Source organism: Nocardia ignorata NBRC 108230 (assembly GCF_001612905.1).
Taxonomy (GTDB): Bacteria; Actinomycetota; Actinomycetes; order Mycobacteriales; family Mycobacteriaceae; genus Nocardia; species Nocardia ignorata.
The window spans coordinates 100,179-121,363 of sequence record NZ_BDBI01000030.1; the positions used below are offsets into that span (position 1 = coordinate 100,179).

Here is a 21,185-nt window from a genome sequence, read left to right on the forward strand (position 1 = left end):
TAATGATGAACTCGTGTGCCAATCTGTTCTCGTGAGTATCGACGAGCGTGGTGCCGTGTGTGTCCTCGGAACGGGTCTGATCGGCGGCTCCGTGCTGCGCGCGGCCGTGGACGCCGGGTACGAGGCGTTCGGGTACAACCGGTCGGCCGACGGCGCGCAGGCCGCCCGGCTCGACGGTTTCGACGTGTCGGGTGACCTGCCCGAGGTGCTGAGCCGGGCCGCTGCCGCCGATGCGCTGGTGGTGCTCGCGGTGCCGATGCCCGCCGTCGCGCCGGTACTCGCGGAGGTCGCCGCCTATGCGCCGGAGTGTGCGCTGACCGATGTGGTCAGCGTGAAGGGGCCGGTGGCCGACGCGGTACGCAAGCAGGGGCTGGAGGCCCGGTATGTGGGCGGTCACCCGATGGCCGGTACGTCTGAATCCGGCTGGGCGGCAACCGATCCCGAGCTGTTCCGCGGCGCGGTGTGGGCTGTGGGCGTGGACGAGGGCACCCGGGTTGAGCCGTGGTCGCGGGTGGTTCGGCTGGCTTTGGACTGCGGTTCCGTCGTGGTTCCGGTCGTTGCCGAGGAACACGACCAGGCCGTCGCGCGGATCTCGCACCTGCCGCACGTGCTGGCCGAGGCGCTGGCCGCGGCCGGGGCGGGCGGGGGTGAGCTGGCGCTCGGGTTGGCGGCCGGTTCGTTCCGCGACGGGACCCGGGTAGCCGGTACCGCGCCCGACCTGGTTCGCGCGATCTGTGAACCGAATGCCGGGGCATTGGAACTGGTGCTCGACGAAACCATCGAGGCGCTGATCGCCGCGCGTGACGCTCTTCGCGCCGACGGCACGCTCGGCGAGGTTGTCGAGGCGGGTTACCGGGGGCGGTCGGCGTACGACAGCCGGGCGCGATGGGAGATCACGGGGGTGACGCCCGGCGCCGACGGCTGGCTCGACGAGCTGCGGCGTGCTGGTCGGCGCGGCGGGGTGCTGCGGGCGCTGTAGTCGGTCGCGACCGTTCCCCGGCCGCCGCGGCCAGGTCGATCAGGGCATTGGGCGGTCGGCGCCGGCGGTGGCCGCCTGCGATGGGCGGCCGGTGCCGCGGTTCAGACTCGCTCGGCCAACCCCGGATAGTCGAGCACGAACCCTTCCGGGTCGACCGTCAGCGTGGCGCTCGAAACCGGGGAAAGCACGTTGATGCCGTCGGCGGCACTCGAATAGGTGAGTTCGGCCTCCTGCACCAGCAGGTCGGGCAGACGCACGTAGACGACCGGCACCTGCACGTCACCGACGGCGTTCTGCAGGCAGAACCGGCGGATCGGCAGGGTGTTGAAGAACGGGCTGAGCACCACGTCCACATCGAGGGCGCCGGCGAACGTCGAGCGCACGTGGGTGCCGCCCGCGTCGACGAGCCAGTAGTTCTCCTCGTCCCGCGACACCGAGGCGTGGCGTTCACCGGCGGCGGTCGTGGTGCGCAGCGACAAACGCCTGGTCGCGCCCGCTTCGTCGGTGACCAGATCGTAGGAGGCGCTGAACGCCGGGTGCTCGTGGTTGGCGCTGCCGATCATCCGGCCCGCGGCCCTGATCCGGTTGCCGTTCACCGTCACCCGGACCGATTCCATCCGGGAGTTGTCGTGGGCTCGCCAGGTGAGCACCGCCGGCCACCGAGAGGCCGGTCTGTTCTCGGTGGGGCCTGCGGCCGGGCCCGGGGCTGGGGTCGTCACCTCTCTACGGTAAGCGACACCGGCCCCGGCGCTGTACAACACGAGCGCATCACACCAGCGAATCCCGCCAGGCGGCGTGCAGTCCGGCGAAGCGGCCCTGGCCCGCGATCAGCTCGGCCGGTGCCCCGTCCTCCACCACGCGGCCGCCGTCGAGCACCAGCACCCGGTCGGCAATGGCGACCGTGGACAGGCGATGCGCGATGATGACGGCCGTCCGGCCCCGCAGCAGCGTCTCCAGCGCACGCTGCACCAGGCGCTCACCGGGGATGTCGAGACTCGACGTCGCCTCGTCGAGCACGATCACCACCGGATCGGCGAGGAACACCCTGGCGAAGGCGACCAGCTGGCGCTGACCGGCCGATAATCGCCCGCCCCTGGTCCGCACGTCGGTGTCGTATCCGTCCGGCAGCGACCCGACGAACTGGTCGAGCCCGACCGCGCGGGCCGCCGCCCGCACCTCGGCATCGGTGGCCGATGGCCTGCCGAGCCGGATGTTGTCGGCGATCGTGCCGGAGAACAGGTACGCCTCCTGCGTGATCATCACGACGTGCCTGCGCAGCTCGGTGTCGGCCAGTTCGCGCAGGTCGACACCGTCGAGGGTGATGGTGCCGCCGGACGGGTCGTAGAACCGGGTGAGCAGCTTGGCCAGCGTCGACTTGCCCGCCCCGGTGGCACCGACCAGTGCGACGATCTGCCCGGCTGGGATGTCGAGGTCGAATTCCGGCAGCACCGGCGAGGCCGCGTCGTAGCCGAACCACACCTTGTCCATCCGCACCGCACCGGTGGGATGCTCGACGGTGACCGGCTCGACCGGTTCCGCGACCGCCGGTTCCTCCTCGAGCACACCGGAGATCTTCTCCAGCGCTGCCGCGGCCGACTGGTAGGAGTTGAACACCTGGGCCAACTCGTCGAGCGGGCCGAAGAACTGGTCGAGGTAGAGCAGGTAGGCAGCGAGCACACCGATGGCCAGGTTGCCCTCCATCACCTGCCAGGACCCGACGAGCAGTACGACGACGGTTGTCACCTTGCCGATGAAGTTCGACAGGCCGACGTAGTCGCCGACGCCGCGCATCGCGGTGGTCGTCGCCCTCTGGTACGCCGCGTCCTCGACGCCGAGCACTTCCTGGTTGCGGTGTTCGCGCCGGAACGCCTGCACCGCCCGCATGCCGCTCATCGATTCGACGAACTGCACGACCACCCTGGCGATCGCGCCACGGGTCCGCCGGTAACCCGCCCGCTGCCGCCGCTGCGCCCACCGGGTGACGAACACCAGCGGCACGAACCCGAGCAGCACGATGGCCGCGAGCATCGGGTCGAGCCAGACGAGCAGAACGGCGATGGTGACCACCGAGAGCAGCGCGCTCGCCGCCTGGTTCAGCGCGCCTTCGAGCAGGTCCTGCAGTGCCTCGATATCGCTGGTGAGCCGGGTGACCACCTTGCCCGAGGTGTATTTCTCGTGGAACGACACACTCAACCGCTGGGTGTGTGCGAAGGTGCGCACCCGCAGGTCGAACAGCACCCGCTGGCTCAGCGTTCCGGCCGCGCGCAGGAAGGCGAAGGTGGTGAGACCCGACAGCACCGTCACCGCGATGAATCCGGCGACGGTCGCGATCAACGGCGTCCAGTTGTCTTGGCGCCCTTGGGTTATTCCGTGGTCGAGCCCGTAGGCGATGAACAACGGCACCGACACCTTCGCCGCGTTGTCCAGCACGATCAGGACGAAGGTGAGGACGGCGAGCTTGCGGTAGGGCCGGACCAGATCGAGCAGCAGTCTGCGGGAACGGCCGGCGAGCACCACGTTTCCGGTGCCGGTGACGGCGTCGTCCTCCTTGGCGATGCCGCGCCAGTCGGCCGCCTGATCCTGTTGTGGTTCAACTGTTTCGGTGGTGGTCATCAGGCACCGCCCATCAGTTCGCGGTAGTGGCGGCTGGTGCGAAGCAGCTTGTCGTGGGTGCCCTCGGCGACGATACGTCCGTCGGCGAGCAGCGCCACCCGGTCGGCCAGTGCGGCGGTGGACGGACGGTGCGCCACCAGCAGGGTCGTCGCACCGGAGAGCACCGCGCGCAGCCGATCCTGCACGCGCTCCTCGGTTTCCACGTCCAGCGCGGAGAGCGGGTCGTCGAGCACCATGATCCGGCCCTCGTCGGCATCCGCCGCACCGGTGAGCACCGCCCTGGCCAGCGCGAGCCGTTGCCGCTGCCCGCCGGACAGGCTCATGCCCTGCTCGCCGATCCTGGTGTCGAGACCCCACGGCAGCGCGTCGACGAACTCGGTGGCCTGGGCGATGTCGAGCGCGCGGCGCACGTCGTCGTCGGTGGCGCTCGGGTCGCCGAGGGCCACGTTCTCGCGCACGCTCGCCGAGAACAGCACCGGCTCCTCGAAGGCGACCGTCACCACCCGACGCAGGTCGGCCAGTCGCAGCGTGGCGATGTCGACGCCGTCGATGGTGATGCGACCGGCGTTCACGTCGTAGAGGCGCGGAATCAGCTCGAGCAGTGCGGTTTTGCCGCTACCGGTCGCGCCGACGAGCGCGACCGTCTCGCCCGGCCTGATCCGCAGCGAGACATCCTCCAGCACAGCGTTTTCCGGACCGCCGTCGACGCGCGGGTAACCGAACCGGACGCCCTCGATCACCAGTTCGCCGCGCACCGGCACGGGCACGGCGACCGGGTCCGGCGGGTCGGCGATGTCGAGCGGGGTGTCGATGATCTCCCAGTACCGGTCGGCGGCGGTCCGTGCCTCGAACAGCTCCGACAGCAGGAAGCCGAGCCAGATCACCGGCCACTGCAGGAACGTTTCCAGCGTGACGGCGGCGACCAGGGTGCCGATGGTCATGGAGCCCTGCGCCACCGCGTATCCGCCGACACCGAGCGACAGCGCGATCGCGATGGTCGGCAGGGCCACCAGCGCCGACCACAGCGTGGCGTCCAGATGCACCTTCGTCAGCTCGGTGCGTTGCAGTTCACGCGACAGCGCGGTGAATCGGGCGCCGAAGAACTGGCCACGGCCGAGCGCCTTGAGCACACGCACGCCCTGCGCGGATTCCTGGGCGATGGTCGCCAGGTCTCCCGCCTGGTCCTGGGAGCGGCGCGAGGCCACCTCGAACCGGCGGACGAAACGCGCGCAGTACACGGTGAGCGGCAGGCAGGTCACCGTGAAGATCAGCCCCACCTGCCAATTCAGCACGAACAAGGCGATGAGCCCGACGGGCGCGATCACCGAGTTGACGATGAGGAACGGCCCGGCGAACGCGACGAACCGGCGCAGCGCCGACATGTCGTCGATCGCACGCGAGAGCAGCTGACCGGACTGCCACCCGTCGTGACGGCCGATCGACAGCGCCTGCAGCTTCGCGAACAGCTTTGCGCGCATGGTGATTTCGAATGTCGTCGCCGGTTTGGACACCAACCAGCGTCTGCCCCACATGCCGAACGATTCGAGTGCACCGAGCAGGAACACGAACGCGACCGGCACGAGCAGCCCCGCGAAATCGCGGCGGGCGATCGGCCCGTCGATGATGCGGGCGATGACCAGCGGTGTCACCACCGCGGTCGCGGCCATCATGATGGCCAGCAGGTTCGCCAGGATCAGCGGAACCCGGTACGGCTTCAGGTAGGGCAGAAACCGGCGCAGCGAGCGCATACCCCCGCGCGCTCGCTGTGTGGGCTGCCCGGAACTGTCGGCCTCCGATTCGGCGACCGCCAGTTCTGATGTGACAGACAAAGACTCCCCCTCGGGTCCGGCTGGATGGTTGATTACCGGAACGGACTCCCAGACGATGTTCGCATCGGGGTCCGACAAGTAGGCCCTTCCAGAGTCGCACCGGTCCCCCGTTCCCGGCCACCGAATTTTCTGCCGGACGAAAGCATCCACAGCCGTGCACAGCCCCGGCCGCTACGCCCTCTGCCGCTGTTCAGCGGCCCGATACAATGCCGCAGGCGCGAGAAGTGGGTGGTTGCGCGTTCCGACAAGCACAGGAGGACTGTTGACGCGGATGGTCGGGTTGTTCGCCGGGATCGGCGGGCTCGAACTCGGCCTCGGCAGACACGGATGGTCCACCGAGTTGCTGTGTGAGATCGATCCGGGTGCGCAGGGCGTGCTCGCCGCGCGTTTTCCCGAAACACCACTGCACGCCGACATCACCCGCTTGCGTTCGCTGCCCGCGCGCACCGAACTGGTCGCGGCGGGGTTCCCGTGCCAGGACCTCTCGCAGGCCGGCCGCACCGCGGGCATAACCGGTCGCCGTTCCGGCCTGGTCGACGAGGTGTTCCGGCTGGTCCGGCGGCAGCGTGGGCCGCGCTGGCTGCTGATCGAGAACGTGCCGTTCATGCTCCAGCTGGGTCGTGGTGCGGCCATGCGCCACATCACCACCGCCCTGGAGGAACTCGGCTACACCTGGGCCTACCGGGTGGTCGACGGTCGCGCGTTCGGCCTGCCGCAACGGCGCCAGCGCGTGCTGATGCTCGCCTCGCGCACCGAGGACCCGCGCCAGGTGCTGTTCGGTGACGACGCGGGCCCGCGCGACTACGGCGACCCCGACCGCGACCCGTGCGGCTTCTACTGGACCGAGGGCGTGCGCGGCCTCGGCTGGGTGGTGAACGCGGTGCCGACCTTGAAGGGCGGTTCCGGGCTCGGTATCGCCAGCCCGCCCGCGGTGCGGCTTCCGGCGGGCGAGATCGTCACCCCTGGCATCATCGATGGGGAACGATTACAGGGTTTCGATGCCGAGTGGACCGCGCCCGCGCTCGACGTGCCGGGCGTGCGGCAGGGGCATCGGTGGAAGCTGGTCGGCAACGCGGTGAGTGTGCGGATGGCGAACTGGGTGGGTGAGCGGCTGGCCGCGCCGCTGGAGCCGCTCACCGTCGGTACGCCGCTGCGGCCGGGCGCACCGTGGCCGAGTGCGGCGTGGGGGCATGCGGGCGTGGTGCATCAGGTGCCGCTGTCGACGTGGCCGGTCCACGAGCCCTACGAGGATCTGAAGAATTTCCTCACCGAACCGCGACTACTCTCCCCTCGGGCCACGGCCGGGTTTCTGCGACGAACGTCCATGGGCAACTTACGTTTTCCGCCCGGGTTCCTCGACGACGTGCGCGACCACCTCGATCGCATGGGTGGCTGGGCGGCATGACCGGGCGGCGGGACCACGGAGACGACGCTCCGCGGTCGGCACCCGTCACCGACGCGGCGACCAGCGCGCGGATGTCGCGCCAGCGCCGTGCCCACACCGCTCCCGAACTCGCCCTACGACGCGAGCTGCACCGCGCGGGCCTGCGCTATTTCGTCGACCGCGCGCCGATCAAGGGCCAGCGCAGGCGCGCCGATGTTGTTTTCCCACGCCGTCGAGTCGCCGTGTATGTCGACGGGTGCTTCTGGCATCGGTGTCCCGAACACGCGACCGATCCGAAGAACAATGCCGAGTGGTGGGCGCAGAAACTGGCGGGCAATGTGGCACGCGATCGCGCTACCGATGCCGCGTTGATCGAGGCGGGCTGGCAGGTGGTGCGGGTGTGGGAACACGAGGACCCGCGGGTCGTCGCCCAGCAGATCGTCGCGTTGGTTCGCGGAACTGGCTGATCGGGGTTCGGCCCTCGCCCGAGAATGCCCGGTGACCGGGCGCGCTTGGTCAGCGGCGGTGGGGCGAGCGGTCGGCGCGGACGCGGACCAGGGAACGGGGTGCGTTGGCGGCGGCGTAGCCGGAGACCACCATCGCCAGGATCGTGGCGAAGCCGGCCAGTGCGATCACGTAGCTCATCTAAGACCTTTCCGGTTGGTTGCATCGCCCAGCTTGCCCGTCCAACCTGACAACAACCTGTGCGCCCTGTGATGAAACCGCGTGTGACGTGGTCACACACCCCGTTCGCCCCACCTACTCCACGGTGATCTTCACCGTATGACCTCCCACCTTCGCGGGCAGCTTCGTCGTGTCGACCACCAGCACCTCACCGGTGTCCTGTAATCCGTTGGCCAGCGTCTTCGGCTTCAACCCGAACGGCGGCTGCTCGCCGGTGCTCGCGGCGAGACCGAAGTCGCTGTCGTTGGCGATGTAGATGGTCTTGCCGCCGTCGAGCGAGGCGATACCCTCGATCTTGTCGTGGCCGAAGAACCTGCCCTTGTCGTCGAGCGCGGTGACCAGTGCCGCCAGGTCGAGATCGCTCTTCTTCTCCACCGGGGTGATACCCCACTTCTCCAGTGCGGCAACCGCGTCGGTGGTCGGGACGGTGCCGATGAGCGTTTCGATCGGCTTGCCGTCGATCAGCAGACCGCCCTGCTCGGCGTCGTACCGAGCGCCCGCGAGGGTGGAGTTGGGGCCGACGTCGGTGGCGCCCGCGATGTCGATCGTCCAGATCTTCTTGTTCGCCTCGGGCGCCAGGTTCCCGTCACGTTCGGCGACCAGGAAGGTCGTCGCGCTCAGCGCCGTGATCTCGGAGACCGCGACTTTGTTCTGCTTGGGGTTCTCCAGCGGGTACAGGAATTCCTTCTGCGCCTTGGTCTTCAGGTCGACGGTGACGATCCGCGCGAACGGAACTTCCTTGGCCGAGCCGTCCAGGCCGGGTGTCTTCAGCGCGCTCTGCACCATGCCGACCAGCGTGCTGCCGTCGGGGGTGATGGTGAGTCCTTCCATGCCCTGGTTGGGGCTGCGCAGGGCGATCTCCTTCGGCAGCCCGTTGCCGGGCGCCAGCCGTTCGATCTCGGTGCCGTCGGCGGCGAAGTGCACCAGGAACGGTCCGTATTCGTCCGATACCCAGAACGTGCCGTCGGCAAGGGCGACAAGCCCTTCCGGGTCGAGACCGTGGTCGGTGGCCGGCAGCACGGTGCCCGCGAGATCCTTGATGGTTTCGCCGGTACTGGCCGCCGAATCGACCTGGCCGTTGAACGGGACGCCCGCCCGGTTGCGCAGCTCGATGCTCGACTGCAGCACGGCCTTGCTGCCGACCAGCTGGAACTTGCCGATCTTCGGTACGAACGCCGGTGTGGGCGAGAGCTTCTCGTTCTTTCCCGGGCCGTCGACGTTGGGGCCGCGGTCGGTGAGACCGTAGAACTCGTCGGTGGTGCCCGGCACCGGCGTCCACGCCGACCCGAAACCGCTGCCCTGCACCGTGGTCCCGCCGAATTCACCGAGCACCGGGATGTCGGTGGTGTACAGCCGGACCGCGTCGCTGGTGGTCACGGTGAACTGGTCGAGCCCGGAGTAGCCGGCGACCGGTGTGTACACGTAGGACCCGTCGGTCTTGCGGGTGAGATTGCCGTGCTCGGGCTCCATGCTCACGCCGAGCACCGCGTCCCCACCCACGCTCGCCACGAGTTCGTCCAGCGAGATCACCAACGACTGGTCCTTCGCCGTGGTGAAGTCGGGATCGGAGCCGGGCGTCGAGCAGGCCGCCGTGACGGCGGCGGCACACAGCGCGGCCGTGAGCGGGAAGAAACGAAGACCTGGTCGTGCGTTCATCCGCCTTGCGTACCGCGCGCAACCGACCAGCAGACGACCGGGAAATGAATTGTCCTCCCGCCGCCGGTGCCTCATTCTGGCCACCATGACAACAACCCGGTTCAACATTTCCTCTGCCTCCGACTTCGAAGATGTCGTCGGGTATTCGCGCGCCGTGCGGGTGGGCGACCATGTGCTGGTCAGCGGCACCACGGCGGCGCTGCCCGGTGGGGGCGCGGTCGGTGGCGACGATATCGGCGCCCAGACCCGCGAGATCCTCGCGCGGATCGCCACCGCACTCGACCAGGCGGGCGCGAGTGTGCGCGATGTGGTGCGGACCAGGATGTTCGTCACTGATATCTCCCGTTGGCCGGAGGTCGCGGCCGCTCACGCCGAAGTGTTCGGCGATATCCGGCCGGCGGCGTCGATGTACGAGGTCACCGCGTTGATCGCGCCGGGGCTGCTGGTGGAGATCGAAGCCGATGCGATCGTCGCCGGCTGATCGTCGCATCACGGGCACTTCGCGCCCTGGGCGTCGACGGCGAAAAATGCACAGTTGTCCACAGGTTTCGAGTTATCCACAGGGCCGGGTCGAGGGCGTCGTGAACGCCGGTGTCGCGCGCACCGAACTACTACCCTCGATCTCGTGACCAGCGAAATGGCAACGCCCACCGACCTGTTGGCTCAGGTCTCCGCTTCCACCGCGCGTCTCGGAGCCTCGATCGACGCGCTCGGCGAATCGGCCCTGGCCGAGCCGTCCCAGCTGCCCGGCTGGACCCGCGGCCATGTCGTCGCCCACTTGGCCCGCAATGCGGACAGCTTGCTGAACCTGCTGCTGTGGGCGCACACCGGCATCGAGATCCCGCAGTATCCGAGCGTGGCGGTGCGCGACGCCGACATCGAAACCGGTGCGGGCCGCGCGCCCGACGTGCAGCGGGCCGACTTCGCCGCGTCGGCTCATCGCTGGCAGGCCTTGGCCACCACCATGTCCGCCGCCGACTGGGCGGCCGAGGTCCGCAACCGCCAGGGCGGCACCCTCACCGCCGACATCGTCCCGTGGATGCGTCTGCGCGAAACCGAGATCCACCACGTCGACCTCGGCATCGGCTACACCCCCGCCGACTGGCCGAAGGAATTCGTCGCCCGCCTGCTCCCCGAAACCGTCGCCGACCTGTCGGCCAAGGTCCACCCCGAAGCCACCCCGACCTTCGACATCCAAGCCACCGACACCGACTTCATCGCCACCATCGGCCCCGACCGCCCCCACCACACCGTCCTGGGCCCCGCCACCTCCCTCCTGGCCTGGCTGCTGGGCCGCACCCCCGGCACCGACCTGACCGGCCCCCTCCCCCCACTCCCCGCCTGGAAATAACCACACAAAAAAATCCGCCTCCTACCGGGAGTACCGATAGGAGGCGAATTGTTGTGCGCCCGAAGGGATTCGAACCCCTAACCTCTTGATCCGTAGTCAAGTGCTCTATCCGTTGAGCTACGGGCGCATGGTCTTCAGTTGTACCGGCGAACCGGTGTGGCGGAGGCGAGAGGATTTGAACCTCCGGTCCCCGTGAAGGGACAACTCATTAGCAGTGAGTCCCATTCGGCCGCTCTGGCACGCCTCCTGGAGCCTTCTCTTTCGAGGGCACCGGTCCTTGTCGAACCGCCGGGAATGAAGATTACACGAGCAGTCGTAGGAGTCCAAAACGCCTGGTCAGTTAGCGTAAATTGCTGTCGAACCAGTCGTAGATGCGGGTCTGGGAATCGATGCGGATGGCGGCGGCAGCGTCGTCATCGGGGTCGGGGCGGTCGGCGCGGTGGCGTAGGCCGGGGTAGGTGACAGTGAGACTGGCCACATTCGCGCGGGCGGTGGCGTCGCGGAGCTGGTCGACGGCCTCGGGCGGGGTGGCGGGATCGTCGGCGCCGAACAGGCCGAGCCAGGGGGCTTGCAAGCTGGGTGCCACCTCAACCAGTGAGGTGCGCTGGTCGGGCAGCGGGTCGACGATGCCTGCGGCGGCCACGCTCACGGCGGCGCCGATGGGTCGGTTGGTGGCCACGAGGAAGGCGGCCGTGCCCGCGGTGTCGAAGCCGAGAACGCCGATGGTGTCTGGGAAGACTCCGCGGCGGGTGAGCCAGTCGAAGCCCGCGTCGAAGTCGGCGAACAGTTCGTCGCCGAACACCTCGTGGACGTCGTCGTCGGGGAGACGATCGAACAGGTGCGGGGCGACGACGATCCAGCCCTCCTGGGCAAGCGATCGCATGAGCTCGACGAGCTGGGGCGGGAACTCCCGCGATTCGTGCAGGACGACGATGCCGCCGCGCGCCGTTCGTTCCGGCTCGACGACGGTGATCGGCACCGAGGTGCGCGCGCTGGTTTCGGCGCCACCCGGCTCACCGGCGGACTCCACCGGCCGCAGTGGGGCGACATCGTTGTAAGTGCCCGGCATATTCCCAGCGTAGGCGGCAGAACTGGTCTTGGGTAGGGTGGAGCGGTGACAGCGCGTATCCGGCCCGACCTGGCCACCATTCCCGCTTATGTTCCCGGCCGTACCCACCCGGATGCGGTGAAGCTCGCCTCGAACGAGACGACGTTCGGCCCCCTGCCGAGCGCGGCGAAAGCGATCGCGGCGGCGGCCGAGCAGGCCAACCGGTACCCCGACAACCAGGTCACCGAGTTGCGGGCGGCGCTGGCCGAATTCCTCGGTGTGAGCGTTGCCAACGTTGCGGTCGGCTGCGGCAGTGTGGCGCTGTGTCAGGAACTCGTGCAGATCACCTGCGATGCCACGACCGACGAGGTGGTGTTCGCGTGGCGCTCGTTCGAGGCGTACCCGATCGTCACCCAGGTGGGCAATGCCACCTCGGTGCCGGTGCCGCTGACCGCCGATCATCGCCACGACCTGGACGCGATGGCCGACGCGATCACGGAACGAACCAAGCTGATCTTCGTCTGCAACCCGAACAATCCGACGGGCACGGCGCACCCACGCGCCGAGCTGGAGCGTTTCCTCGATCGGGTGCCTCCACACGTGCTGGTGGTGCTCGACGAGGCGTATTTCGAGTACCTGCGGTTGCCGGAGACGGACGGTATCGAGATCGGCCGCACCCGACCCAATGTCGTTGTACTGCGGACGTTCTCGAAGGCGTACGGCCTGGCCGGTTTGCGCGTGGGTTACGCCGTCGGGGACCCGGAGGTGATCACCGCGCTGCTGAAGGTGCACATCCCGTTCAGCGTGAACCGGGTGGCCCAGGCGGCCGCGATCGCCTCGTTGGAGGCGCACGGCGAGCTGCTCGATCGCACCGACGTGCTCATCACCCAGCGGGCGCAGGTGCGCGACGCATTGCTGGCCGCCGGGTACGAGGTGCCACCGAGTGAGGCCAATTTCGTCTGGCTGCCGCTCGGGGCGCGCAGCCTGGGATTCGCCGAGGCGAGCGCTGCTGCGGGTGTGCTGGTTCGCCCGTTCGCCGGTGACGGCGTGCGCGTGACCATCGGCGACCCGCACGAGAACGAGCGTTTCCTCGCCTTCGCCACCGCACCGGAGAATACGGCGCGGTTCAGCTGAACCTTGCGCCACTTGCTATTTCGGGCCCAAAGATGGACGACTGACCGATTACGTCGCGTCCTTCGCGGGCCCGATTCCCCATCCCCGCCCTCACCTCGGGTTGTTTGGTCCCCTGGACCCCGGGTATTTGCCGCCACGTAGCTGATCTGGTCAACCCGGTCACTGCGTCCCGACTGGTCACCCACAACCACGCGGACCGTCACCCGGATCCGGATTTCGACGGCTCCGCTCCCGGTAGGAGGGATGAAAATGAGCAAGGCAACATTGGATTCGCTGATCGGCGCCACCGCCTATGACGAGCGGGGCGAGAAGATCGGCAAGGTCAAGCAGATCTACATCGACAACAACACGGGCTCACCGACCTGGGCCGCCGTCTCGACCGGCCTGTTCAGTGCCGACTCGCTGGTGCCGCTGGCGGGCGCCGAACACAAGGCCGACGAGGACACGTTGCGTCTGCACGTCGACAAGGAGCAGGTGAAGTCCGCCCCGCACCTCGACGACGGCGGCCGCATCAGCGCCCAGTCCGAGCAGGAATTGTTCCGCCACTACCACGTGGACCCGCGCTCGGCCGGCTGGAACACCTATGGGCGTCAGCAGATCCGCCCCGGAACCGACGAGCCGATGACCCACGGCAATCCGGCGGCCATGAATCGTGACACCACCGACGATTCGATGGTCCGTTCGGAGGAGCAGCTGCGCGTCGACACCGAAAGCGAGGAGGTCGGCACCGCACGGCTGCGTAAGTACGTGGTGACCGAGGAGCAGACCATCAAGGTCCCGACCACCCACGAAGAGGCGCACATCGTCCGTGAGCCCATCACCGGCGAGCGCACCGGTCGCACCGAGATCGGTGACGACGAGCGCGAGGTGACGCTGCACGCCGACCAGGTGCACGTCCAGAAGGAAGCGGTCCCGGTGGAACGTGTCCGTCTCGAGGTGGACGAGGTCGCCGACGAACAGACCGTCTCCGACACCGTCCGCAAGGAGCGTGTGGAAACCGAAGGCTTCGACGACGACCGTCGCCGAAACAAGCCGTGACGTAAATGCTCTCGCGTAGGCCCCGGTTTCGCACCGGGGCTTAGGCGCGTCCGGGGTCAGATCGCCAGGGCGATCCAGTCCACGACCAGGAGCACACAGAACGCCAACGCCACGTAACTGAGTGCTACTCCGGGCGTAGCCTGACGTTCCACACCGAGCGCACCCTTCATATAGATCTGGGCGGGCGCGGAGTAGTGCACCTCGGTGGTATGGCCGGGGAAGACCTGGACAGAGGCATGGTTACTGCCGTAGCCCATCCCCCATTGCGTGGTCTCGACGGTCAGCATGTGCGTACCCGGCGGCACGGGGACGAAGTTAGCGCCCCACGTGATGTTCGGAACCTCGAAACCGTCGACTCTGACCCGTGCACCGATCCCGAACGCGATCGGCAACTTCCGCGTGTGGACGACGACCCCGGTCTGCCCCGGTACAGCTCGGAACTGCGGGGCCGCAGGAAATGCAGCACCGGTCATGAGAACTCCCCCTCGAAACAACCTGATGCCGGGCGAAAAGCCCGGCGGTGGCGGAGACGGAGGGATTTGAACCCCCGATGGTGTTACCCATGCTCGCTTTCAAGTCGAATAGCGACCGTTCGCCGGAAGTCTACTGACGTCCGTACCCCTACGCGAAGTGCTGAAATGCTTCCGTGGGGGTTTCGTCGTGTCCGCGGTTGTATCCGCGAGTTGTGACAGCGGCGTGACACATTTCCCGCGCGTAGTCTGGGACCAATGCGGATGGAAGAAGCGGCACAGATTCGGCAGCGGTGGGAAGCAGCGGGGAAACCCGAATGCGATTCGCACACCCTGGTACGCGAGTACTACCTCGGGACCGCCACCGGCGACAAAGTATGCACCAAATGCGGTGGAACGTTCCTCAACGGACAACAGGTCGAGTAGGGATGTTCGTCGGCCTGTTCTGGGTTGGGGTGCGCACATAGGGGCTGGCTCACCGCCTGCCCGATAAGGCCTGCCTTTCGCGCGCAGAGGCTCACAGGTCAAGGGTGGACGAATGTCCATCAGCGCAGCTGACGCCATCGGCGCCCTTGAGGTGTGAGGGGCGCGGGATCACAATGCAGGCCAACCCAGTACAGGGCCGCGCGGCCATCGGTCGCGATACCACCGACCTCACCGCGGATTCCGTTCAGCAATTTCACCGCGCCGGGGTTCCTGGCCTGGGGTCGGCTTCGTTGGCGACCCGCTACCGGCTTCGTTGACGGCGGCCAGGAGGTGAAAAAGGGGGCCGAAGCCCCCAGGCGGTCAGTGGTACTCGAGCTGCTCGGTCTCGCGGCAGGCGTCGAGGCAGGGCTGGCAGGCGAAGTAAGGCGCCCAGGGGCCGTGCTCGGCCTCGGGCAGGACGGTGGTGGCGGGGGCGGATTCGCAGGCCCAGCAGTTGGGGGCGGTGGTGATGTTCATGATCGGGGTTCCTCTCCGGTCGGGGTGGTCTGGCTGAGGGCGTCTCGATCACGACTGCGGTGGGTGTCAAGGGTTGCGAGGCAATCACGCAGTGACGCCGTAGGCGCCCTTGATGCCCGCCGTAGTCGTGATAGCCCTCGGATCAGTCAGACCGCCACGACCGGAGAGGAAACCTGGTGAGCGTTGCTGCGGAACTGTGTGCGTCGCAACGTGAGCCATGACCAACTGAGCAAAACGACTGGACATGCCGCGACCTGACCGGACCAGAACAACCGACCGGGCAGGGTGGCGACCATTCGTCGGGGCTGGTGACGGTTCGGTGACCCCGTCACGAGTCCGGCAGATGGGTCTATGAGGCAAGCGAGCGAAGCTCGTGCGGCAGCACCGTTCGAGAGTCGGTGTGCTGGTGGCCGTCGATCGGGGCAGATGCCGGCCGAATCGGGCTCGTGAAATCGTTCAGCAATTCTGACGGGCCGGTTCCTCGTGCCCCGTCAACGCCTGCGGGTCAGTGCGGATTGAGCATTCAGGAGCTCCGGCGTCTGCCGTAAGCGCGTGCTCGTCGCCGACGCGGTCGACGCGCCCAGGCGGCGCCTTATCAGCCTGGCTGCGCGTCGCAGCGCGGCGGCGGCGCGCACGCGCCGCCGCAGGCGCCTTGATCCTATATAGCGAAATTCAGCAACAACTCCGTGCGGTGACGGGCGCTCAACAACTCGGGAGGCGTGAACCCAGCCTATGAACCCGGTCTGATCGCAGCGTCGATCTGGCGTGCAGCCTCGTTCGGTTCGAGGCAGTCAGTGTTGATCGTGAGGTCGGCGCTGATCGTCGGCGTTGCCGCTCCTGCTGCCAAACGTTCGGCAACGTCGCCTGTTCGACGGGCGATGATGCGCGCCTTCGCGGTTTCTGGATCACAGACCAGCTGAACAACAGTCCATTCGACATTCGGCGTCGCTGTCCGCACCGCTTCGATGACCTCCGGTTGCCCAGCGTGAACGACCGGGACGAGTCCCGCTTGGGTGAGCTCGTCCAGGCCTGGCCGATCGATCGCGTATCGGGCGCTGTACCGGCTGTTCTGCCAGACCAGCAGTCCGGCCGATTCCAACCGGTCGAGCTCGTGTTCGTCGGTCATGCGGTATCCGGTGGTTCGCCCGGCTCCCGCCTTCAACCGTTCGAACAACCGGTATCGGGTATCGAGAAGCGAAAGTGCCTGTGTCACAGTGTCTTTACCGGTAGCGGGCGCACCGTAGAGGATGACACCCGAACTCATTGGGCAGAGTCTCGCCGGAATGAATCGATCAACTGCTGAGCCTGAGTGCGAAGCGGCGGGCTGTCCGGGTCGTTGTCGATGACGACGTGGTCGACCTCGGGGCGAAAGTCGAGGTTCAGCCCGGCGCTGTAGCGGCCCCAATCGGCAAGCTTGGCGGTGTCGCGCCCCGCGCCGCGCCTGCGCAGGTACATCAGCATGGTGTCCAGCGAGCAGCGCACCCACACGAATGTGCAGTCGGCGCGGTAGGTCTCACCGCGGGCGATCACTCGATCCAGCCAAGCGCGGTCGGTGAATTCCTTGATGTAGGGCGCGGTCGCGATCACTGAGGTGCCGACCTCGATGTTGTCGTTGATCACGCCTTCAAGGGCTTCGTATTCGCGGGGGCGGAGGCGGTTGAAATACACGTCTGACTCGCGGTCGTTGATGCTCTGCCCGAGGTCCTCGAGGGCGGGCTCGATCAGCGGTCGGGCAATCGTGTCCTTGTCGAGGATTGCCCAATTCGTCGCTCGCGCCAGCGTCCGCGCGAACTCGCTCTTGCCCGAGCCGGGGAAGCCGCCGACGTAGACGATGCGCGGTCGGACCGGCCGAAACGGTGCGGACAGGGCAAGGCTGACGGTTGTCGGCGTCGTCACGACACGGCCGGACCGGTTCTGCGACGCGATGTAACCCTCCTTGACGAGTAGGTCCATCGCGTCGGTAATCGTGCGCTGACTCGCGTGCCATTCCTTCGCCAGCTCCCGCGTCGACGGCAAGCGCTGTCCGTCACGGAGTCTCCCCGACTCAATGTCGTTGCGGATGGCCTGCGCGATCCGTGCAGGGGCAGAGGTCTTCGGCTCGCTCGCGGCCACGGGGCTCCTTTGGTAGCAGTTGCTGACCTGAGGGTATCAGCTGACACCGACGCGCTGACCTGGGAAAAGTTCCTTCGCAATCGTTGCTGTGAATTGACTCACGAAAGTAGTTGCTATCTTTGGGTATCAGTTGCTACCGTTGATGCATCGCGAACGAATAATTCGGTCTCGCTACCAACACACAGGAGCTGATTTCAATGGCACTCAAGGACATGTGGATCCCCACCGATTTCAACGCTGTCTTCCCGCAGGGGCTGATTTTGGTGGGCAAGATCGAGCCGGACGAGGAGTTCAGCTCGGACCGCAACGCGCCGAAGCGGCAGAAGATCGATGCGGACCGTGATGGCAATGGCTCGCGTAAGCGGCTGTGGAAGGCCACGGTCATGGACCCGGCCGGTGCGGGCAAGGGCGCGAAGAACACCGGTTTGGACATCACATTCGTCTCCGATGTCGTTCCGGTGCCACCTGCGAATGAGGTGATGCCCGGCTTCTGCCCGATCCAGCTGGAAGGGCTGATGCTCAAGCCGCGTGTGGTCGGCAACGGTGAGTTCAAGTCGATCGGGTTCTACATCCGGGCCACGGGCATCGTCGGCGACAACTCGGGCGCGAAGGTCAACGAGCCCGCCGCGCGTAAGGCCGCGTGATCGTCATGTCTCACGTGAGTATGTCGGCCATCCTGCTCGACTCGGTCGCAGTCGAGTACCACCCGGCCAGCGCCGATGACACCTTCGATTTCGTGCACCCGGCCAAGGTCTGGGTGAGGCTGGATGCCAAGGACGCGCATTCGACGGTTTTCCTCGACATCGAGCACGTTCGCCAGCTCGCCGAGGAACTCCCGAAGCTGCTGATGGCTCATGATGCGGCCGAGCACGTGGCCAAGGAGCAGGCTGCGGCCGAGGCTGAGGCGGCCTGAGATGGGCACGGCGGATCAGCAGTCCTCGGGTATGCGGTGGGCTCGCTGGTCCGCCGTTCTGGTTCTGATCGGTATCGGTGGTGCCGCGTTCGTGTTGTCGTTCGCGGCGCTGCAAGACCTCGCGATCATGGGTGGCACACCACGGGGTTTGGCGTGGTTGTTCCCGGTGATCGTGGACGGCACCATCATCCAAGCCACGATGGCCGTGGTCGCTCTGCCACCGGAATCGGCTGAGCGGGCCTGGTTCTCGCGCATCCTTGTCGGTGGGGCGGCGGTGTCGGTGTCGAGCAACTCGATCCACGCCTACCTGACCGGCCACGGCTGGGGCGGTGCCCTACTGGCAGCGATCCCACCCCTCGCCCTGCTCATCGACACACACGGCCTTGTCCTGCTTCGCCGTGCGGCACAACAGGAATCGGCTCCGGCTGTGGTCGAGTCGGCACCCGAAACACCTGCCGTCGCGCCTGATCCGGCGCCCTCGGTCGAACCCTCCCTTCCTGGCCCGGTTCCTGCATCGGTGCCGTCTTTCCATCCTTCTCCGCGTTCGGCTGCGCCGTTGCTGCCTGTCGCGGTCCCGATCCCTACAGGGGGCAACTGACATGTCTGACTATTCGTTCATCTCGGTCACGTCGCCGACCTACGACTGTGACTTCGACGTCCGTTACCTCGAGGACTTCGGCAAGATCCTCGCCTCACTCGGCTGCGGTGATCTGTACCTGACCCCGTTCGATGCTGCCGACCTCGCAGACAAACTGATTGCGGCGCTGGACGTCTACGCCTCGACCTTGCGGGCGGTGGCGTGATGTCTCCCCGTCTGTTGTTCGTGTCCGTCGCGCTGCTGGGTCTGCTCTCGACCCCGGTGGTCGTGCCGATGCTCCTGGCCGGTGAAGAGCCCGGCGACGCCCCGACCGTGGTGTCCTCGGTGAACCCGCTGGTTCCGGGATGCTCGATGTTCTGCGACGACGGTCCGGCCGCAATGCCGCTGCCCGGCCCCGAAGCGCCCGGTTGCGTGGCGTTCTGCAATGACGGCCCGGTATCGCTGCCCATGACCTCCTCGGGGGTGAAGTGATGGGATCGACGATCGTTCCGCTCGCGGCCGTGCTGGCCTCGGGATTGATGTTGTGGTGGCGACACCTCGACAGCCCCACCCGGCCGGTGGGTGAGGTGGACCCGTTCGCGGGAGTGCCGGCCGAATTGCGCACCGCCGCCCTCGTGCTCACCGATGTCCGGCACCTGATGTTGATGTGGTTGTCGCTGGGTTTGGGCTCTGAGAAGGGTTGGCCCAGCATCGCCGGTGGTGTCGACCTGATCCCGTCCGGCGCGGTGTTCGACGTGCAGATGATCGGTGGACAGAAGCTGACCGACTGGACCAACGACGACACCGCCGACCAGCTCGCCCAATACCTCGGGGTCGCGAAAGTCCTTGTGACCCGGTCTGACCCGGGATTCGTTCGGGTAGAACTGCGCACCTTCGACACCCTCGCCGGTGCCGTCGAACCCGGCCCCGTCGAACCTGCTGTCGTGGAACCGGTCGGCGTGGAATCCACCGGGGTCGACCTCGAGGCCGTTCATGTCGGGGTGCACGAAGACGGGCGCCCGTGGCTGCTGCGCATCCTCTATGCCCACATCCTGCTTGCCGGTGCGACGGGTTCGGGTAAGGGCTCGGTGTTGTGGTCGATCGTGGCCGGGCTCGGTCCCGCGATCAAAGCCGGATACGTCGACATCTGGGTGGCAGACCCCAAGGGCGGCATGGAATTCGGACGTGGCGAAAAGCTGTGGGTCCGGTTCGAGTGCGATGCTCCGGGGATTCTCGGGATGCTCGCCGAAGCGGTGTCGCGGATGGATGAGCGCTCGGCCCGGTTCCGTCAGGCCGGTATCCGCAAGTACGTTCCCTCGACCGAGGAACCGCTGGTGGTGATCATCATCGATGAGGCTGCCGCCCTGTCGTCGTATGCCTCGCGTGAGGAACAGGAGAAGTTCCGGCAGCTGACCGGGATGTTGCAGTCCAAGGGGCGTGCGGTCGGGTTCTCGGTGATCTCGGCGTTGCAGGACCCGTCCAAGGACACCATGCCCAACCGGCAGTTGTTCCCCGTCCGGATCGGGCTGCGCTTGGACGAGCCGACCCAAACCGCGATGGTCCACGGCCAGGGCGCCAAGGACCGGGGCGCGTTGTGCCACGAGATTCCCGATACGACACCGGGTGTCGGCTACGTCGGTGAAGACGGCACTACCCGGCTGAGCAGGGTGCGGGCGTTCTGGGTGTCGGACGACCACATCGACGCCATCGTGGCCGCCTACGCCCCTGAGCACCCGGACCTGTCCCCGCAGGGTGACTACACCGATTTCGACCCCGACTTCATTCCCGGCGAAGACGACGAGCCCCAGGGGCGTGCGGCATGAAACGCGGATTTCAGACGACCGCGCAGGTGGTCGCGTCGTGCTGCGAATGCGGCCGTGAGTTCGGACCGATCGAGGGACCGGCGTGCTTGTTCGCGTCGATCGATGAGGCGATGGACTTCTTCATCGACGGAGCGGACGGCTTCGAGCTGTACGGGGATCGGCTGTTCTGCGAGGACTGCCTCAAGGTCGCCACCTGCTACAACCCCGGCCACGACTGGCGCATCGGCATGTCGAGCACTGAAGGCATCGGCGCACACCACATCACCCGCCAGTGCGAACAGTGCGGGCTGTTCATCTCGGAGGTGCTGGCATGAAACGCGGACTCATCACCGAATCCCACGTGGTCATCTACTGCGACACCTGCGGTGATGTCCTCACCGATGCCGATGGGGAGTCGATCTGCTTCGACTCCACCCACCAGGCCGTGGGCTTCCTCAACGTCAAGGTTTCGGGCTGGTCCTACGACGGCGACCGCGTCACCTGCGACGTCTGCTCGGGGGCGGTGGAATGCCTGACCAACGGGCACCGCTGGGCGCCGGGCTGGCAGCAAGAGATCTGGCCCGTGACTGGCGATATCACCGCCTGCTCCACCTGCGGGCTCATCAAATCCGAACTCGAACAGGAGAACTGAG

The 21,185-nt window shown here is 67.1% G+C and carries 26 protein-coding genes and 3 tRNA genes; 16 read left to right on the forward strand and 13 right to left on the reverse strand.

From position 1 onward, the window contains the following. The first annotated feature begins 13 nt into the window (after positions 1-13). On the forward strand, positions 14-979 hold the full coding sequence (locus tag NI2_RS24200) for a prephenate dehydrogenase (RefSeq protein WP_067494715.1): 966 nt from the start codon (positions 14-16) through the stop codon (positions 977-979). Between the two features lie 101 nt (positions 980-1,080). Here the strand turns inward: NI2_RS24200 and NI2_RS24205 are convergent, their stop codons facing one another. The 3 genes from NI2_RS24205 to NI2_RS24215 are packed head-to-tail and all read right to left on the reverse strand — an operon-like array spanning position 1,081 to position 5,421. Then, complete coding sequence (locus NI2_RS24205; protein ID WP_084457200.1) at positions 1,081-1,698, reverse strand: putative glycolipid-binding domain-containing protein; 618 nt, start codon at positions 1,696-1,698, stop codon at positions 1,081-1,083. A 49-nt stretch (positions 1,699-1,747) separates the two neighbouring features. Then, positions 1,748-3,592 (reverse strand): ABC transporter ATP-binding protein, encoded by a 1,845-nt coding sequence (locus NI2_RS24210; protein ID WP_067494718.1) that lies wholly within the window; start codon positions 3,590-3,592, stop codon positions 1,748-1,750. After that, positions 3,592-5,421, reverse strand: a complete 1,830-nt coding sequence (locus tag NI2_RS24215) for an ABC transporter ATP-binding protein (protein WP_307657982.1) — start codon at positions 5,419-5,421, stop codon at positions 3,592-3,594. The genes NI2_RS24210 and NI2_RS24215 overlap by 1 nt, the downstream gene beginning before the upstream one ends. 271 nt (positions 5,422-5,692) lie before the next feature. Between NI2_RS24215 and NI2_RS24220 the strand changes: the two genes are divergently transcribed. Both NI2_RS24220 and NI2_RS24225 read left to right on the forward strand, forming a co-directional pair. Further along, complete coding sequence (locus NI2_RS24220) at positions 5,693-6,826, forward strand: DNA cytosine methyltransferase (protein ID WP_067494721.1); 1,134 nt, start codon at positions 5,693-5,695, stop codon at positions 6,824-6,826. Further along, complete coding sequence (locus NI2_RS24225) at positions 6,823-7,272, forward strand: very short patch repair endonuclease (protein ID WP_067494724.1); 450 nt, start codon at positions 6,823-6,825, stop codon at positions 7,270-7,272. Before NI2_RS24220 ends, NI2_RS24225 begins: the two co-directional genes overlap by 4 nt. Before the next feature lie 49 nt (positions 7,273-7,321). Here the strand turns inward: NI2_RS24225 and NI2_RS35310 are convergent, their stop codons facing one another. Next, positions 7,322-7,450 (reverse strand): hypothetical protein, encoded by a 129-nt coding sequence (locus NI2_RS35310; protein WP_255284037.1) that lies wholly within the window; start codon positions 7,448-7,450, stop codon positions 7,322-7,324. Between the two features lie 114 nt (positions 7,451-7,564). Beyond that, positions 7,565-9,145, reverse strand: a complete 1,581-nt coding sequence (locus NI2_RS24230; RefSeq protein ID WP_067494728.1) for an esterase-like activity of phytase family protein — start codon at positions 9,143-9,145, stop codon at positions 7,565-7,567. A gap of 85 nt (positions 9,146-9,230) precedes the next feature. Here NI2_RS24230 and NI2_RS24235 point away from each other — a divergent pair, with 85 nt between their 5' ends. Then, entirely contained in the window at positions 9,231-9,626 is a 396-nt protein-coding gene (locus tag NI2_RS24235) for a RidA family protein (RefSeq protein WP_067494731.1), read from the forward strand. A 144-nt stretch (positions 9,627-9,770) separates the two neighbouring features. Then, positions 9,771-10,496, forward strand: coding sequence for a maleylpyruvate isomerase family mycothiol-dependent enzyme (locus tag NI2_RS24240; protein WP_067494734.1), 726 nt, complete (start codon positions 9,771-9,773; stop codon positions 10,494-10,496). Between the two features lie 54 nt (positions 10,497-10,550). Here the strand turns inward: NI2_RS24240 and NI2_RS24245 are convergent. From NI2_RS24245 to NI2_RS24255, 3 genes are all read right to left on the reverse strand, one after another. Beyond that, a tRNA-Arg gene (locus NI2_RS24245) sits at positions 10,551-10,623 on the reverse strand. A gap of 30 nt (positions 10,624-10,653) precedes the next feature. Continuing rightward, positions 10,654-10,743, reverse strand: a tRNA-Ser gene (locus tag NI2_RS24250). A 93-nt stretch (positions 10,744-10,836) separates the two neighbouring features. After that, positions 10,837-11,565 carry a dienelactone hydrolase family protein gene (locus NI2_RS24255; protein ID WP_067494737.1) on the reverse strand — a complete coding sequence of 243 codons (729 nt, stop codon included), beginning with the start codon at positions 11,563-11,565 and terminating at the stop codon, positions 10,837-10,839. A gap of 45 nt (positions 11,566-11,610) precedes the next feature. On the opposite strand from NI2_RS24255, the gene hisC reads away from it, so the two are divergent. Next, positions 11,611-12,678 carry a histidinol-phosphate transaminase gene (hisC, locus tag NI2_RS24260; protein ID WP_067494740.1) on the forward strand — a complete coding sequence of 356 codons (1,068 nt, stop codon included), beginning with the start codon at positions 11,611-11,613 and terminating at the stop codon, positions 12,676-12,678. A 249-nt stretch (positions 12,679-12,927) separates the two neighbouring features. Then, on the forward strand, positions 12,928-13,716 hold the full coding sequence (locus NI2_RS24265; RefSeq protein ID WP_067494957.1) for a DUF2382 domain-containing protein: 789 nt from the start codon (positions 12,928-12,930) through the stop codon (positions 13,714-13,716). Between the two features lie 56 nt (positions 13,717-13,772). Here NI2_RS24265 and NI2_RS24270 read toward each other — a convergent pair whose 3' ends face one another. Both NI2_RS24270 and NI2_RS33990 read right to left on the reverse strand, forming a co-directional pair. After that, positions 13,773-14,189: a hypothetical protein gene (locus tag NI2_RS24270; RefSeq protein ID WP_067494743.1), complete on the reverse strand. Its 417-nt coding sequence runs from the start codon at positions 14,187-14,189 to the stop codon at positions 13,773-13,775. A 48-nt stretch (positions 14,190-14,237) separates the two neighbouring features. Continuing rightward, a tRNA-OTHER gene (locus tag NI2_RS33990) sits at positions 14,238-14,337 on the reverse strand. A 107-nt stretch (positions 14,338-14,444) separates the two neighbouring features. Between NI2_RS33990 and NI2_RS34520 the strand changes: the two genes are divergently transcribed. Continuing rightward, positions 14,445-14,612, forward strand: a complete 168-nt coding sequence (locus NI2_RS34520) for a TFIIB-type zinc ribbon-containing protein (protein ID WP_166655807.1) — start codon at positions 14,445-14,447, stop codon at positions 14,610-14,612. A gap of 360 nt (positions 14,613-14,972) precedes the next feature. Here the strand turns inward: NI2_RS34520 and NI2_RS33995 are convergent, their stop codons facing one another. The 3 genes from NI2_RS33995 to NI2_RS24280 form a co-directional block, all read right to left on the reverse strand. After that, complete coding sequence (locus tag NI2_RS33995) at positions 14,973-15,128, reverse strand: hypothetical protein (RefSeq protein ID WP_157104678.1); 156 nt, start codon at positions 15,126-15,128, stop codon at positions 14,973-14,975. A 730-nt stretch (positions 15,129-15,858) separates the two neighbouring features. Then, entirely contained in the window at positions 15,859-16,392 is a 534-nt protein-coding gene (locus tag NI2_RS24275) for a DEAD/DEAH box helicase family protein (RefSeq protein ID WP_067494745.1), read from the reverse strand. Continuing rightward, complete coding sequence (locus NI2_RS24280; protein ID WP_133734146.1) at positions 16,389-17,240, reverse strand: P-loop nucleotide/nucleoside kinase family protein; 852 nt, start codon at positions 17,238-17,240, stop codon at positions 16,389-16,391. The genes NI2_RS24275 and NI2_RS24280 overlap by 4 nt, the downstream gene beginning before the upstream one ends. A 197-nt stretch (positions 17,241-17,437) precedes the next feature. Here NI2_RS24280 and NI2_RS24285 point away from each other — a divergent pair, with 197 nt between their 5' ends. Genes NI2_RS24285 through NI2_RS24320 form a run of 8 tightly spaced genes read left to right on the forward strand, consistent with a single transcriptional unit; the run spans position 17,438 to position 21,184 of the window. Beyond that, positions 17,438-17,884, forward strand: coding sequence for a hypothetical protein (locus NI2_RS24285; RefSeq protein ID WP_067494747.1), 447 nt, complete (start codon positions 17,438-17,440; stop codon positions 17,882-17,884). 5 nt (positions 17,885-17,889) lie between these two features. Next, positions 17,890-18,153: a hypothetical protein gene (locus NI2_RS24290; RefSeq protein WP_133734147.1), complete on the forward strand. Its 264-nt coding sequence runs from the start codon at positions 17,890-17,892 to the stop codon at positions 18,151-18,153. 1 nt (position 18,154) lies between these two features. Beyond that, positions 18,155-18,751, forward strand: a complete 597-nt coding sequence (locus NI2_RS24295; protein ID WP_067494753.1) for a DUF2637 domain-containing protein — start codon at positions 18,155-18,157, stop codon at positions 18,749-18,751. 1 nt (position 18,752) lies between these two features. Continuing rightward, complete coding sequence (locus NI2_RS24300; protein WP_067494756.1) at positions 18,753-18,956, forward strand: hypothetical protein; 204 nt, start codon at positions 18,753-18,755, stop codon at positions 18,954-18,956. Then, positions 18,956-19,222, forward strand: coding sequence for a hypothetical protein (locus NI2_RS24305; RefSeq protein ID WP_067494759.1), 267 nt, complete (start codon positions 18,956-18,958; stop codon positions 19,220-19,222). Before NI2_RS24300 ends, NI2_RS24305 begins: the two co-directional genes overlap by 1 nt. Beyond that, positions 19,222-20,553, forward strand: a complete 1,332-nt coding sequence (locus NI2_RS24310) for an FtsK/SpoIIIE domain-containing protein (protein ID WP_067494762.1) — start codon at positions 19,222-19,224, stop codon at positions 20,551-20,553. The genes NI2_RS24305 and NI2_RS24310 overlap by 1 nt, the downstream gene beginning before the upstream one ends. Further along, positions 20,550-20,867, forward strand: a complete 318-nt coding sequence (locus tag NI2_RS24315; protein ID WP_067494764.1) for a hypothetical protein — start codon at positions 20,550-20,552, stop codon at positions 20,865-20,867. Before NI2_RS24310 ends, NI2_RS24315 begins: the two co-directional genes overlap by 4 nt. Further along, positions 20,864-21,184: a hypothetical protein gene (locus NI2_RS24320; protein WP_067494768.1), complete on the forward strand. Its 321-nt coding sequence runs from the start codon at positions 20,864-20,866 to the stop codon at positions 21,182-21,184. Before NI2_RS24315 ends, NI2_RS24320 begins: the two co-directional genes overlap by 4 nt. Position 21,185 lies beyond the last annotated feature (1 nt).

Excerpts from the sequence above, each read along its gene's own strand:
- NI2_RS24210 (WP_067494718.1), bottom strand. The coding sequence starts at position 3,592 with ATGACCACCACCGAAACAGTTGAACCACAACAGGATCAGGCGGCCGAC.
- NI2_RS24220 (WP_067494721.1), top strand. The coding sequence starts at position 5,693 with ATGGTCGGGTTGTTCGCCGGGATCGGCGGGCTCGAACTCGGCCTCGGC.
- NI2_RS24225 (WP_067494724.1), top strand. The coding sequence starts at position 6,823 with ATGACCGGGCGGCGGGACCACGGAGACGACGCTCCGCGGTCGGCACCC.
- NI2_RS35310 (WP_255284037.1), bottom strand. The coding sequence starts at position 7,450 with ATGAGCTACGTGATCGCACTGGCCGGCTTCGCCACGATCCTGGCGATG.
- NI2_RS24230 (WP_067494728.1), bottom strand. The coding sequence starts at position 9,145 with ATGAACGCACGACCAGGTCTTCGTTTCTTCCCGCTCACGGCCGCGCTG.
- NI2_RS24235 (WP_067494731.1), top strand. The coding sequence starts at position 9,231 with ATGACAACAACCCGGTTCAACATTTCCTCTGCCTCCGACTTCGAAGAT.
- NI2_RS24255 (WP_067494737.1), bottom strand. The coding sequence starts at position 11,565 with ATGCCGGGCACTTACAACGATGTCGCCCCACTGCGGCCGGTGGAGTCC.
- NI2_RS24265 (WP_067494957.1), top strand. The coding sequence starts at position 12,928 with ATGAGCAAGGCAACATTGGATTCGCTGATCGGCGCCACCGCCTATGAC.
- NI2_RS24270 (WP_067494743.1), bottom strand. The coding sequence starts at position 14,189 with ATGACCGGTGCTGCATTTCCTGCGGCCCCGCAGTTCCGAGCTGTACCG.
- NI2_RS34520 (WP_166655807.1), top strand. The coding sequence starts at position 14,445 with ATGCGGATGGAAGAAGCGGCACAGATTCGGCAGCGGTGGGAAGCAGCG.
- NI2_RS33995 (WP_157104678.1), bottom strand. The coding sequence starts at position 15,128 with ATGAACATCACCACCGCCCCCAACTGCTGGGCCTGCGAATCCGCCCCC.
- NI2_RS24275 (WP_067494745.1), bottom strand. The coding sequence starts at position 16,392 with ATGAGTTCGGGTGTCATCCTCTACGGTGCGCCCGCTACCGGTAAAGAC.
- NI2_RS24285 (WP_067494747.1), top strand. The coding sequence starts at position 17,438 with ATGGCACTCAAGGACATGTGGATCCCCACCGATTTCAACGCTGTCTTC.
- NI2_RS24290 (WP_133734147.1), top strand. The coding sequence starts at position 17,890 with ATGTCTCACGTGAGTATGTCGGCCATCCTGCTCGACTCGGTCGCAGTC.
- NI2_RS24295 (WP_067494753.1), top strand. The coding sequence starts at position 18,155 with ATGGGCACGGCGGATCAGCAGTCCTCGGGTATGCGGTGGGCTCGCTGG.
- NI2_RS24300 (WP_067494756.1), top strand. The coding sequence starts at position 18,753 with ATGTCTGACTATTCGTTCATCTCGGTCACGTCGCCGACCTACGACTGT.
- NI2_RS24305 (WP_067494759.1), top strand. The coding sequence starts at position 18,956 with ATGTCTCCCCGTCTGTTGTTCGTGTCCGTCGCGCTGCTGGGTCTGCTC.
- NI2_RS24310 (WP_067494762.1), top strand. The coding sequence starts at position 19,222 with ATGGGATCGACGATCGTTCCGCTCGCGGCCGTGCTGGCCTCGGGATTG.
- NI2_RS24315 (WP_067494764.1), top strand. The coding sequence starts at position 20,550 with ATGAAACGCGGATTTCAGACGACCGCGCAGGTGGTCGCGTCGTGCTGC.
- NI2_RS24320 (WP_067494768.1), top strand. The coding sequence starts at position 20,864 with ATGAAACGCGGACTCATCACCGAATCCCACGTGGTCATCTACTGCGAC.